Source organism: Verrucosispora sp. CNZ293, from assembly GCF_002754655.1.
Genome location: NZ_PEFR01000001.1, coordinates 2467921 through 2481013, shown reverse-complemented (window position 1 = coordinate 2481013; position 13093 = coordinate 2467921). Strand labels below are relative to the sequence as shown.

9 protein-coding genes are annotated in these 13093 nt (G+C 72.2%); 7 read left to right on the top strand and 2 right to left on the bottom strand.

Annotated elements, in window-relative coordinates:
- The first annotated feature begins 28 nt into the window (after positions 1-28).
- From metK to CLT74_RS11245, 7 genes are all read left to right on the top strand, one after another.
- Positions 29-1222: a methionine adenosyltransferase gene (metK, locus tag CLT74_RS11275; RefSeq protein WP_099846489.1), complete on the top strand. Its 1194-nt coding sequence runs from the start codon at positions 29-31 to the stop codon at positions 1220-1222.
- A gap of 65 nt (positions 1223-1287) precedes the next feature.
- A complete protein-coding gene (locus CLT74_RS11270; protein WP_158240240.1) occupies positions 1288-3360 on the top strand; it encodes a primosomal protein N' in 2073 nt (690 codons plus the stop codon).
- A gap of 268 nt (positions 3361-3628) precedes the next feature.
- Entirely contained in the window at positions 3629-4609 is a 981-nt protein-coding gene (locus tag CLT74_RS11265; RefSeq protein WP_099851760.1) for an AAA family ATPase, read from the top strand.
- Positions 4610-4728: 119 nt separating this feature from the next.
- The gene (locus CLT74_RS11260) at positions 4729-5997 is read left to right on the top strand and encodes a cytochrome P450 (protein ID WP_099846488.1); all 1269 of its coding nucleotides are present in this window, start codon (positions 4729-4731) and stop codon (positions 5995-5997) included.
- Positions 5998-6040: 43 nt separating this feature from the next.
- On the top strand, positions 6041-6601 hold the full coding sequence (gene def / locus CLT74_RS11255) for a peptide deformylase (RefSeq protein WP_099851758.1): 561 nt from the start codon (positions 6041-6043) through the stop codon (positions 6599-6601).
- A 4-nt stretch (positions 6602-6605) separates the two neighbouring features.
- Entirely contained in the window at positions 6606-7532 is a 927-nt protein-coding gene (gene fmt, locus CLT74_RS11250) for a methionyl-tRNA formyltransferase (RefSeq protein ID WP_099846487.1), read from the top strand.
- Positions 7487-8944 carry a transcription antitermination factor NusB gene (locus CLT74_RS11245; protein ID WP_099846486.1) on the top strand — a complete coding sequence of 486 codons (1458 nt, stop codon included), beginning with the start codon at positions 7487-7489 and terminating at the stop codon, positions 8942-8944. Before fmt ends, CLT74_RS11245 begins: the two co-directional genes overlap by 46 nt.
- Before the next feature lie 86 nt (positions 8945-9030).
- On the opposite strand, the gene CLT74_RS11240 is transcribed toward CLT74_RS11245, so the two are convergent.
- Together CLT74_RS11240 and CLT74_RS11235 are read right to left on the bottom strand one after the other, a co-directional pair.
- The gene (locus CLT74_RS11240) at positions 9031-12612 is read right to left on the bottom strand and encodes a caspase, EACC1-associated type (RefSeq protein ID WP_099846485.1); all 3582 of its coding nucleotides are present in this window, start codon (positions 12610-12612) and stop codon (positions 9031-9033) included.
- On the bottom strand, positions 12612-12992 hold the full coding sequence (locus CLT74_RS11235) for a hypothetical protein (protein ID WP_099846484.1): 381 nt from the start codon (positions 12990-12992) through the stop codon (positions 12612-12614). The genes CLT74_RS11240 and CLT74_RS11235 overlap by 1 nt, the downstream gene beginning before the upstream one ends.
- Between the last annotated feature and the right edge of the window lie 101 nt (positions 12993-13093).

Here is a 13093-nt window from a genome sequence, read left to right as displayed (position 1 = left end):
GAACGACGTCCAAGAACTTAGGAGTACCGTGACACGCCGCCTCTTCACGTCCGAATCGGTCACGGAAGGCCACCCGGACAAGATCGCCGATCAGATCAGCGACGGCATCCTCGATGCCCTTCTGACCCAGGATCCGCACAGCCGGGTGGCTGTGGAGACCCTGATCACCACCGGCCAGGTGCACGTCGCCGGTGAGGTGACGACGAAGGCGTACGCCGACATTCCGACGATCGTGCGCGAGACGATCCTGGGCATCGGGTACGACTCGTCGAAGAAGGGTTTCGACGGGGCGTCGTGCGGGGTGAGCGTCTCTATCGGTTCCCAGTCGCCGGACATCGCGCAGGGCGTGGACAACGCGTTCGAGCTGCGTACCGGGGCGTCGGAGAGCGCATTGGACGCGCAGGGCGCCGGTGACCAGGGCATGATGTTCGGGTTCGCCTGCTCCGAGACGCCCGAGCTGATGCCGCTGCCGATCGCGCTCGCGCACCGGCTGGCCCGCCGGCTCTCCGCGGTACGCAAGGACGGCACGGTGCCCTACCTGCGCCCGGACGGCAAGACGCAGGTCACCATCGAGTACGACGGGCTGCGGCCGGTACGCCTGAACACGGTGGTGGTCTCCAGCCAGCACGCCGCCGACATCTCCCTGGAGTCGCTGCTCACCCCGGACGTGCGGGACCACGTCATCGCCCCCGAGTTGGAGAGCCTGGGCCTGGACACCGAGGGTTACCGGCTGCTCGTCAACCCGACCGGCCGGTTCGAGATCGGTGGTCCGATGGGCGACGCGGGCCTGACCGGGCGGAAGATCATCGTGGACACCTACGGCGGCTACGCCCGCCACGGTGGTGGGGCGTTCTCCGGCAAGGACCCGTCGAAGGTCGACAGGTCGGCCGCGTACGCGATGCGGTGGGTGGCCAAGAACGTGGTGGCCGCCGGGCTCGCGGAGCGGTGCGAGGTGCAGGTCGCGTACGCGATCGGTAAGGCACACCCGGTGAGCCTGTTCATCGAGACCTTCGGTACCGAGACGGTGCCGGTGGCCTCGATCGAGAAGGCGGTCACCGAGATCTTCGACCTGCGCCCGGCCGCCATCATCCGGGACCTGCACCTGCTGCGGCCGATCTACGCCCAGACGGCCGCCTACGGCCACTTCGGTCGCGAACTGCCCGACCTGACCTGGGAGTCCACCGACCGCGCCGCCGACCTCAAGTCGGCCGCGGGAGCCTGACAACCACCCGGCGTGACGACCGGCGGCCCGCTGACGGGTCGCCGGTCGCCCGGGTCTGCGTCGACGTGCCGCTGGCCCATCTGGACCGCCCCTTCGACTACCTGGTCCCGCAGACCCTCTCGGCCGACGCCGTGCCCGGCGTACGGGTGAAGGTGCGCTTCGCCGGCCAACTTGTCGACGGGTGGCTGCTGGAGCGGACCGAACGATCCGACCATCCCCGGCTCGCCTACCTGGACAAGGTGGTCTCTCCGGTGCCGGTGCTCGCCCCGGAGGTGGCCCGGCTGGCCCGGGTCGTCGCCGACAGGTACGCCGGCAGTCTGGCCGACGTGCTGCGGCTGGCGGTGCCACCCCGGCACGCCCGGGTGGAAAAGGAGATCATCACCAACGCCCCGCCCGCCGAGGTCACATCGGCCGGCCCGGGAACACCGGCGGATCCGGAGGCACCGTCCGACCCGGAAGCACCGTCGGGTCCGGATGCGTCGTCCGACCCGGGTGCACCGGCCGACCTGGCGGGTCCGGGTGAGCCGGCGGGATCGGCTGAGCCTGGGGCAGCGGCTGTGCCGGGCGCGGCGGCCGTGCCGGTGCCGGAGCCCGAAGGATGGCGCGACTACCCGGCCGGGCCGGCGTTGCTGCGGGCCCTTGCCGACGGGCGTTCCCCCCGGGCGGTGTGGTCGGCGTTGCCGGGGGAGGACTGGGCGGCCCGCTACGCCACAGCCGTCGCCGCTACGGTGTCCGCCGGCCGGGGCGCACTTGTGGTGGTCGCCGACGGGCGGGATCTCGACCGGCTCGACGCCGCGCTCACCGCGCGGCTCGGCGTGGGCCGGCACGTGTGCCTGTCGGCCGCGCTCGGCCCCGCGCGGCGCTACCGCGCCTTCCTGACCGCCCGGCGTGCCGAAGCCCCGGTGGTGATCGGCACCCGCGCCGCCATGTTCGCCCCGGTCGACCGGCTGGGACTGGTGGCCATCTGGGACGACGGTGACGACCTGCACGCCGAGCCGCGAGCGCCCTACCCGCACGCCCGGGAGGTGCTGCTCACCCGCGCCCAGTTGGCGGAGGCGGGCGCACTTGTCGGCGGCTACGCCCGTACCGCCGAGGCGCAGCTGCTCGTGGAGACCGGCTGGGCCCGCGAGGTGATCGCCGACCGGGCGGTGCTGCGGGCGCGTACCCCCGCGATCGTGCCGACCGGCGACGACCCGCAACTGGCCCGCGATCCCGGCGCGGCGACGGCCCGGCTGCCGAGCCTGGCCTGGACGGCCGCCCGGGAGGCGCTCCGCGCCGAGCTGCCGGTCCTGGTCCAGGTACCCCGGCGTGGCTACCTGCCCTCGGTGGCCTGCGCCGAATGTCGGACGCCGGCCCGCTGTCCGCACTGCGCCGGCCCGCTCGCGTTGCCGTCGGCAGGTGGGTCGCCGGCCTGCCGCTGGTGCGCCCGGATCGCCGCCGCGTACGCCTGCCCGCAGTGTGGCGGGCGGCGGCTGCGGGCCTCGGTCACCGGTGCCCGCCGGACCGCCGAGGAACTGGGGCGGGCCTTTCCGGGGGTGCCGGTGCGGACCTCCGGGCGGGAGGAGGTGCTGACCGACGTCCCCGGCGGCGCGGGCCTGGTGATCGCCACCCCGGGCGCCGAGCCGGTGGCGGCCGGCGGCTACGGCGCGGTGCTGCTGCTGGACTCCTGGGCCCTGCTCACCCGGGCCGACCTGCGGGCCGGGGAGGAGGCGCTGCGCCGGTGGACGGCCGCTGCGGCACTGGCCCGGCCGGCGGCCGAGGGGGGCCGGGTGGTGGTGGTCGCCGACGGGGCGCTCGCGCCGGTGCAGGCCCTGCTGCGCTGGGACGCCGGCTGGTTCGCCGCCCGGGAACTGGCCGAACGGCGGGAGCTGGGTTTTCCCCCGGCGATGCGGATGGCAAGCGTGACCGGCCTGCCCGACGCGGTCGCCGATCTGTTGGCGCAGGCGCGCCTGCCCGACGGGACGGAACTGCTCGGTCCGGTGCCGGCCGACGGCGAGCGGGAACGGATGCTGGTGCGGGTGCCGAGGGCCCGCGCCGCCGCGATGGCCGACGCGCTGCACGCGGCGGCCGGGGTCCGAAGCGCCCGCAAGGCGGCCGACCCGGTACGCCTCCAGGTCGACCCGCTCGCCTTGTTCTGACCGGCCCGGTGACGGTGCGTGCCGACCGATGCCCCAATCGGTGCGATATGTCACGTGATCATGACGCTACGTGTCGGCGCGCCCGCTCAAGGCCGCGTAGTCGGGTCCGGCCCGCGAGAGGTGGTAGCATCGCCCGTCATGCCGGTGCGTACGGCGACTCCAGGTCGAGCTGGAGGTGTCCGAGGGCGGCGCGACGACTGCGGAACCGCGTCGGCCCGGCGCGGAAATCGATGACCTCAACCAGCCGGTGATCAGGGGTGGACCAGTCGTGACCGTTCGTCAGTCGATCGTCTTCAACGGTGACCTCGGCAGCGGCAAGAGCACCGTTTCGGTCGAGATCGCCAAGCGGCTCGGCCTGCGCCGGGTCAGCGTCGGCGACCTCTACCGGCAGATGGCCCAGGAGCGGCAGATGACAGCGCTCCAGCTGAACCTGCACGCTGAGCTGGACCAGGCCGTCGACGGCTATGTCGACCAGCTCCAGCGGGACATCGCCGCCTCCGGTGAGAGCCTGGTCATGGACTCCCGGCTGGCCTGGCACTTCTTCACCGACGCGCTCAAGGTGCACATGATCACCGAGCCGGCTGAGGCAGCCCGCCGCGTCCTGCTGCGTCCCTCCGGGCCGGCCGAGAGCTACACCTCGCTGGAGGAGGCGAAGGCCAGGCTCCGGGAACGCAGCGAGAGCGAGCGCGGCCGGTTCCTGATCCGCTACGGCGTGGACAAGGCCAGGTTGCGCAACTACGACCTGATCTGCGACACCACCCGGGCACCCGCCGACGAGGTGATCGAGCGCATCGTCGACGCGTACGAGGGACGGCTCGCGCCGGAGGTGCTGCGCGGCGCCCCGCCGCTGCTGCTGCTCGACCCGGGTCGGGTCTACCCGACCGAGGACGTCGCCGGCCTGCGCGGCCTGTGGGACTCGACCTTCACCGCCGAGGTCGCCGCCGCCGGTGAGACCGGCCTGGAGCCACTGGAGATCGGGTACACCGGCGAGTACTTCTTCGTGGTCAACGGGCACCGCCGACTCAGCGCCGCGCTGCGCAACGGCTTCCGGCTGGTGCCGGGCCGGCTGGTCGCCGAGGTCGAGGAGCCGGTGGTCGGCGGGGTGAGCGCGATGGACTACTTCGTCGCGCAGACCCACCCCAGCCTGATCCACGACTGGGCGGCGGCCCACGACATCCACCTGCCGCTGCCCGAGCACGCCCTGCTCGCCGGCGACGCGGTGCTGGCCGGGGAGAGCCCCGCCGGCTGAGCCCGCCGCCGGCTGAGCCCGCCGGGCCGGCTGCGCGGCGTCGGGTGCCCGGCGTCGGGTGCCGCCCGCGATGGCACCGCCCGGGCATGATGGAGCCTCCGGGACACCCAGGAGGCCAGATGGACGCCGCTGAGGCGCTCGCGTCGCTCATGTCACCCGAAGGACGGGTCGACCCGTATCCGGCGTACGAGCGGTTACGGGCCCACGGGCCGATCGTGCCGGCCGGTCCGGGCCTGTACGCGGTCACCGGCCACGCCGAGGCCGACGAACTGCTCCGGGACGCCCGGGTCCGGGTGCTCGACGACCATCTGCGCGACGGCCTCCTGCCCACCTGGCGGGAGAGCCCGGCGGTGTCCTCGATCGCCCGGTCCATGCTGCGGACCAACCCGCCCGACCACAGCCGGATGCGCCGGCTCGCCGCCGGAGCCTTCACCCCACGCCGGATCGGCGCCATGCGCGACGTGGTCACGGCGCAGACCGACGAGCTGATCGACGCGATGGCGGCGACCGGCCGGGGCGGCGCTCCGGTGGACTTCATGGCCGAGTTCGCCTACCCGTTGCCGGTCGGGGTGATCTGCGAACTGCTCGGCGTGCCCGCCGCCGACCGTCCGCTGTTCCGGCGTTGGACGGCCGACCTGACCGGGGTGCTGGAGCCCGAGATCACCCCGGCGGAGCTGGCCGTGGCCGACACCGGCGCCGCCGAGCTGCGCGACTACTTCACCGAACTGGTGGCCGCCCGTCGGCGGCGGCCCGCCGACGACCTGACCACCGCCCTGGTGCAGGCGCACGACGCCGGTGACCGGCTCTCCGGTGAGGAACTGCTGGCGAACCTGGTGATCCTGCTCGTCGCGGGCTTCGAGACCACCACCAACCTGCTCGGCAACGGGCTGGCGGTGCTGCTGGCCCACAGCCGGGCCGCCGACGTGCTGCGGCAGCACCCGCAGCACGCCCCGGCGTACGTGGACGAGCTGCTCCGCTTCGACTCGCCGGTGCAGCTGACCACCCGCACCACAGGCGAGGCCGTACGGGTCGACGGGGTCGAGGTGCCCGCCGGCAGTTGGATCCTGTTGCTGCTGGGCGCGGCCAACCGCGACCCCCGGCGGTACCCACGGCCGGAGCGGTTCGACCCGTGGCGGGCGCAGCTGAACCCGCTCTCCTTCGGTGCCGGGCCGCACTACTGCCTGGGCGCGGGGCTGGCCCGGCTGGAGGCTCAGGTCGCCTTCCCGGCGCTGCTGCGTCGGCTGCCCGAAATGGCGCCGGCCGGGCCGGCCCGGCGTCGGATCCGGTTGACCCTGCGCGGCTACGACCACCTGCCGGTCACCGTGGGTGAACCGCTGCCGGCGGCGCAGGGTGGTGCGCCGGCCGGCACGGCCACCGGCAGTCCGTAGACTGGTACGGCACTCCCGTCCCGCCGTGAAGGAGCCCACCCGCGTGACCGTCCAGCCCATCCGTCTGTTCGGGGATCCGGTGCTGCGCACGCCGGCCGATCCGGTTGTCGACTTCGACGTCGAGCTGCGAAAGCTCATCGAGGACCTGACCGACACCATGCGTGAGCAGGGCGGTGCCGGCCTCGCCGCGCCGCAACTCGGTGTGAGCCTGCGGGTGTTCACCTTCGACGTCGACGACGTGGTCGGCCACCTGGTGAACCCGGTGCTGGAGTTTCCCGACGAGGAGGAGCAGGACGGCCCGGAGGGGTGCCTGTCCATCCCGGGGCTGTACTTCGACACCAAGCGCCGGCAGAACGTCATCGCCAAGGGCTTCAACGGCTACGGCGACCCCATGCAGATCGTCGGCACCGGGCTGATGGCCCGCTGCGTGCAGCACGAGACCGACCACCTCGACGGGGTGCTCTTCCTCGACCGGCTGGATCCGGCCGGCCGCAAGGAGGCGATGAAGGCGATCCGTCAGGCCGAGTGGTACGACGCCGCCGCCCCGCCGACGGTCAAGCTGAGCCCGCACGCCGCCGGCAGCCCCTTCGGTCTGGGGCGGTGACCGGGTGCGTGTGATCTTCGCCGGTACGCCGGCCGTCGCTGTTCCGGCCCTGGCCGCCGTGGCCGCCTCCCGGCATGAGGTGCTCGCCGTGGTGACCCGCCCGGACGCCCCTGCGGGGCGCGGCCGGGGGCTGGTCCGCTCCCCGGTCGGGGCCTGGGCCGACGAGCACGGTGTCGAGGTGCTGACCCCGGCCCGCCCGCGTGAGCCGGAGTTCCTGGACCGGCTGCGTGAGCTGGCTCCCGACTGCGTGCCGGTGGTCGCCTACGGCGCGCTGGTGCCGCCGGTGGCGCTGGAGATTCCCCGGCACGGCTGGGTCAATCTGCACTTCTCGCTGCTGCCGGCCTGGCGGGGCGCCGCGCCGGTGCAGCACGCCGTGCTGCACGGCGACGAGCTGACCGGGGCCAGCGTCTTCCACCTGGAGGAGGGGCTGGACACCGGCCCGGTCTACGGCACGCTCACCGACGAGATCAGCCCGGCGGACACCTCCGGTGACCTGCTGGAGCGGTTGGCGCACAGCGGCGCCGGGCTGCTGGTGGCAGTGCTGGACGCGCTGGAGGACGGCACCGCCCGGGCCGAGCCGCAGCCCGCCGACGGCGTCTCGCTGGCCCCGAAGCTGACCGTCGAGGACGCCCGGGTGCGCTGGGGCGACCCCGCCTTCGCGGTGGACCGGCGCATCCGCGCCTGCACCCCGGCGCCCGGCCCGTGGACGACCTTCCGGGACGAACGGGTGAAGCTCGGCCCGGTCACCCCGGCACCGGACGCGCCCGACCTCAAGCCCGGTGAGCTGCTCGTGGAGAAGGCGCGGGTGCTGGCCGGCACGGCGACCGTCCCGGTCCGTCTCGGTGAGGTGCGCGCCGCCGGCAAGCGGGCCATGCCGGCGACCGACTGGGCGCGCGGCGCCCGGGTCGGCGCCGGGGAGGTGTTCGCGTGAGGGAGACCGCCGCTCGTGGCGGCGCGGAGCGACGCGGGTCCCGTCCCAGCCGGCCGGTCGTCGACCGGGCGCGCTACGCGGCGTACGAGGCGGTCGCGGCGGTGCACCGTGATGACGCGTACGCCAATCTGGTGCTGCCGGCGATCCTGACCGACTCGGGACTGTTCGGCCGGGACGCCGCCTTCGCCACCGAACTGACCTACGGCACCCTGCGCCATCTGGGCACGCTCGACACGATCCTGACCGCCGCGGCCGGGCGCGACGTGCAACGGATCGACCCGCCGGTGCGCGACGCGCTGCGCATCGGCGCGTACCAGCTGCTGCACACCCGGGTGCCCCCGCACGCGGCGGTCTCCTCCACCGTCGACCTGGTCCGGGTGGTGGGTCAGGGAGCCACCGGGTTCGCCAACGCGGTGCTGCGCGAGGTCGCCACCCGCGATGCCGACGAGTGGGTCGCCCGACTGGCGCCGTCGATCGAGGCGGATCCGATCGGTCACCTATCGGTGGCCTACAGCCATCCACAGTGGATCGTGCGGGCGTTCAACGAGGCGCTCGGTGGTGATCTCGGCGAGACCACCCGCCTGCTGATCGAGGACAATGAGCGTCCTCCGGTGCACCTGTGCGCCCGGCCCGGCCTGGTCGACCCGGTCGATCTCGCCGACGAGGTGGGCGGCGCCCCCGGTGCCTTCTCGCCGTACGCGGTCTATCTGGCCGGTGGCGCGCCGGGCGAGCTGGCGGCGGTGGCGGATGGTCGCGCCCACGTCCAGGACGAGGGTTCCCAACTGGTCGCCAACGCGCTCGCGCTGGCACCTGTGGACGGTCCGGACGGCCGGTGGCTCGACCTGTGCGCCGGGCCGGGCGGCAAGTCGGGGCTGCTCGGGGCCATCGCCGCGCAGCGGAACGCCCGGCTGACCGCAGTCGAGGTGGCCGAACACCGGGCCCGGTTGGTCGCCGGTGCCACCCGAGGTCTGCCGGTGACCGTGCTGAACACCGACGGTCGGTTGGTGGGCACCGAGGAGAAGCTGCCGGCGGAACACTTCGACCGGGTGCTCGTCGACGCGCCGTGCACCGGGCTCGGTTCGTTGCGCCGCCGGCCGGAGTCGCGCTGGCGGCGTCAGCCGTCCGACCTGTCGGCCCTGACCCGGTTGCAGCGCGAGCTGCTCGCCGCCGGGCTGCGGGCGGCCCGCCCGGGTGGGGTGGTGGCCTACGTGACCTGTTCACCGCACACGGTGGAGACCCATGTGACGGTGACCGAGGCGGCACGCCGCAGCGGCGTGCCTGTCGACTTCGTCGACGCGCGTAGGGTGCTGCCGGCCGGGATGCCGGGGCTGGGCGACGGACCGACGGTGCAGTTGTGGCCGCACCGGCACGGCACCGACGCCATGTTCCTCGCCCTGCTCCGCCGCACCTGACCGATGGTCGGGAAGGACGCTCCAATCCGCCTCGTGGTACAGCTGGTGTGCCATAGCAGCACGACGTCGATCCATCTGCCGTGCTGCTACAGCGCGGAGCGGCGCAGGTAGTCAATCAACTCTGCCGCCACCTGCTCGGGCTCGGACAGGCAGCGCCAGGCGGGCACCCGGCGGACAGGTGTGGAACCACGTGTGACATCGAGCCGAGCGAGCACCCGGCGCAGCCCTCGGCCGTCGGGGTCGCCCATGGGATCGTCCACGACGACGGCCAGTTCGACGTTCCCGCGCCCCACCACGAAGTCGACAGCCCGCCCGGCCACGGGCACGTCGCGCCGCACGGTGAGACCGGTGCCCCGAAGTGCAAGGTGCAATCGATCCGCCGGCGCGGTCGCGGCATCCGGTGAGGCGTCGGCGACCTCATGGGCCACCGCCAAGGCGGTCAGCAGGCCGCGTTGGCCCGACCACCACGATCGATCACCGACCACGACGAGCTGAGATTTAGCCCGGGTGATGGCGACATTCCACAAGTTGGTCTGGTGCACCAGCCAGCCTCGGGTGCGGTCCGGAGTGCCATGCGCCCCGACCGGCGAGATGACCATGATGTCTCGTTCGCTGCCCTGAAACTTGTGGATCGTCGCGCAGAGCAGGTTGTCGGTAAGGCCGGCGTTGGCGAGGGCCGCGGCCAGGCGCCGTTGGTGCGCGGCAAGCGGCGTGACCACCCCGATCGAGATATCGGGGTACGCGGAGCGCAGGTCTGTCACCTCGGCGACGACTGCGTCGATCTCGATCTGGTTGAACCCGGACCCGGTGGTGCCACGGCTGAACTGTCCGGGCACGTCACGCCAACGGACCGCGGGATCGGCTGGAGCGGCCAACCGGTTCGGATCTGTCAGCACGGTGAGCCGGCCCTGATAGACCTCACGGTTCGGCACGTCCACGATGTCCGGGTGGCACCGGTAGTGCTCGTCGAGGAGATGCGTGGCACCCGCAGCAGTGGCGAAGGCGTCGTACGCGGAGTGGGCCGTGTAGGTCAGTCGGCGGGTGGTGAGCCAGCCGGTACTCAGTTCCGCGCAGGCACGTTCGGTGATGTCGTCGCTCTCCGACAGGTCCACGACGGGTGCGAGCTGACGCGGGTCGCCGATGAGCAGGGCACGCTTGGCGCGATAGAGCATGGGCAGGATCGCGGGGATGGTGCACTGTGCCGCCTCGTCGATCACCACGAGGTCGAACATCGCCGGGCTTCTCTTCAATCGTCGGGCGGACAGGGCGGTCACTGCCCAGCCTGGCAGCACCCGGAGCAACTCGGGGAAGTAAGCCCAGCTGTCTGATTGTGGCTTGGCCATCTCGTCGGCTCGGTCCTGTAGCAGGCGTGCCCCAGCCGCCACCCGCCGGGCGATCTGGGACCGCAGCAGATCGATGCTGAGCGCGGGCCGTTCGGTGCCGGTCAGGTCGACCAGTCGCCGCCAGGTGACGTCGGCGTCGGGCAGCTCAGCGAGGCGTCGCCGGCATTCCCGCCAACGCAGCTCGATCACCGCCCGTTCGGCGAGCGCCTTGACGGCGTCTCGATCCGCAACCTGATACGACCGCAGCCGCCACCGGTACCACCAACCGAACCACCTGCTGCCGAGGGCCCGATCGGTCAGCCGGACGAGCTGCACCAGCGCCGTGTCGTCGACGGGCAACGATGCTGCGCCGGTTCCTGGGTCGACCTCACGCTCAACGGCCAGCTCTGCGAGGTCACGTTCGAGCTGGCGCCGTTCGTCCAGAACCCTACGGAGACCAGCGGCCTCGTCACCCAGGAGCCGCAGCTCATGCAGGGGTGTCCGGTCCTCCGGCGTGCTGGGCCGTTCCGCCGGTGGGTACGCCGCCAGGATGTCGGCGAGGTGTTTCGGTTCCTGCATGCGGTGGTCTTTGTTGCCCGTACGCAGCAGCAGGCCCGGGCCGATCAGGTCGGTCACCCGGTCGAGCACGGAGTCGACGGCCTGGTTGCTGGTCGAGCCGATCAGCACGCTCTGGCCGGCGGCGGTGGCGGTGGCCAGCAGGGCTGTGACGAGTTGACTCTTGCCGGTGCCCGGCGGCCCCTGGGCCACGGTCAACGGCTGTGACATCGCCGCCTGGATAATCTCTTCCTGGGCCTCGTTCGTCGGGCTCATCGCCACCGTCGTGACCGGCGCCGCAGCTGCCTCGTCCGGGCGGACCGCCAGGGCAGCCAGCGCCGTCCGCTCGATGAGCCGAGGATTTTTGATCATGCCCCGCAGGTCGTCGACGAGCTGCCGCTGTGGTGACTCGGCGGCGTCGACGGTGTACAGGATCGCGGCGTTCTGTACCCCGTTCACCGGCCCCGGGCGGATGGTGCCGCCGAGCTTGGCCGGATCCAAGTCCGTAACCGGGCTCAACCCGAACGTCTTCACGAGTACGTCGACGGTGGCGGCGAGGGAGGCGGGGTCTCCCGGCGCGAATGCCTGTTCGACGCGGAGCCGGAGTTCGTCGCCTTCCACCTCGGACAGTTGGAACAGGTCGACGAGCGCGGCACTGGGCCGGGGCGGAAAGGAGGCGTGCAGGACGGCGTCCTGGCCGACGGTGACATCACAGACCAGCAGTGGAGCGAGCCGGAGTGGCTTCTGCCGAGCCGGCCGAACCGCGACGACGGGATAGCCGTACTGGATCTCCCTGCCGTCGGCGCGTGCCCGCGCGGCGAGTCTGGCCGCCGCACCGCCGAGCTGGACGGGCGTTTCCGAGGTGAAGACGGCCTCGGCGCCCGGCGGTGCCGCGACGTACGTCGTGCTTGCCTGCGGATCGATGAACGATTGCAGCACGGTCGACCGCTGCATGCAGTTGATGTAGTAGGTCACCAGACGCCGCCACTGGTCCGCGTCGAACGGCGCCTCGTCCCTCGGACTGGCGGTGACGGCGGTGACCTGCCGTGCGGCGGCGGCGGAACCCGAGGCCGTCACCAGCCGGATCGGCTCGGTGACGCCCTCACTCGACTCGACTGGCGTGTGCTGGCGACGTCGGGCCATCTCGGCCGGGGCGTATCGGGAAAGGTCGTTGGTGGTGATCCACCCATCGTCGGAAGGCCCCTCGGCGGCACCGCGCAGACCGTCAAGAAGCACCTCGGTGAAGACCGATGGACGGTCCGGACCCTGTGCCTTCGACGCCTTCTGGTGGGTGCTGGAGGTCAGGATGAAGGTGCCACGCTGCCGTTTGAGGCGGCGTGGCTCTTCGCGCACACCGCCCCGGAACCGGTGCCGGGCCGTGAACGCGCCGGAGAAACAGCAATCGAGAAGGACGACTTTCTGGCTGGCTTTGGAGTCGTTGAGCAGATGACGCAGCATGCCGTCGGTGTCGAAGGCGGTAGCGTGCAGTTGCCCGCTGACCGTGTCGGTCGCCGCGAGAAACAGCGACTGACCGTCAGGGTGCATCACCCCGTGGCCCGAGTAGTAGAGCAGGGCCAGGTCGCCGGTGCGCCGCACCCCGTAGAACTCCTCGACGATCTGCCGTAGGCGCGCTGCTGGCAGGTCGAGTTCGGCGCGGACGCTGTCGAACTCGCCCGCGCTGTCCAGCACCGCCTTGAGCTGCGCAACGTCCTGTCGTACCGAGGGGAGGGGCGCGAGCGCTCGGTCGACGTGGCAGGTGGCCGTGCCGAGCAGCAGGGCGTGCCGGCCCATCAGGGACGGGACCGGTCGATCGCGGCCCGCACCGTGCTGATCAGTTCGTCGGTCTGTGCGTGGGTGGGCTGGTCGATGGTCAGCTCGATGTCACCGACCCGCAGATGCACCCGGCGGCCTGTGTGGCGTTGCAGGAAGGCCAGGACAACGTCGACCAACGCCTGCACGTAGCCGGGCTCGGTGCCCGCCAGCACGGTGACGACGCCGAGCGTCAGCTCTGCGACGCCCTTGGCAGCCGGGTCGACGGTGGCTCGTTCGACGCGAGAAACATCGCCGACCTCGCGGAGGTCGTCCGCCAGCTCGTCGGTCAGCTCACCGAGGACGAATTCGTCGTCGTCGGCGAGCGGCGTGAACGCGATCCGGATGCGGACGTGAGACATCCAACCTCCTGACTGAGCGGCGCGAACCAACCTACGGAAAAGGCACCGTCAAAACCTGCTTCTGTCAACTTATTGATCGAAAGCCCGTTGCTGACAAGGTT

What these genes read in the sequence shown, in the direction of transcription:
- CLT74_RS11235 (WP_099846484.1), bottom strand. Translation starts at nt 12,992, where the DNA reads ATGTCTCACGTCCGCATCCGGATCGCGTTCACGCCGCTCGCCGACGAC.
- CLT74_RS11240 (WP_099846485.1), bottom strand. Translation starts at nt 12,612, where the DNA reads ATGGGCCGGCACGCCCTGCTGCTCGGCACGGCCACCTGCCACGTCGAC.
- CLT74_RS11260 (WP_099846488.1), top strand. Translation starts at nt 4,729, where the DNA reads ATGGACGCCGCTGAGGCGCTCGCGTCGCTCATGTCACCCGAAGGACGG.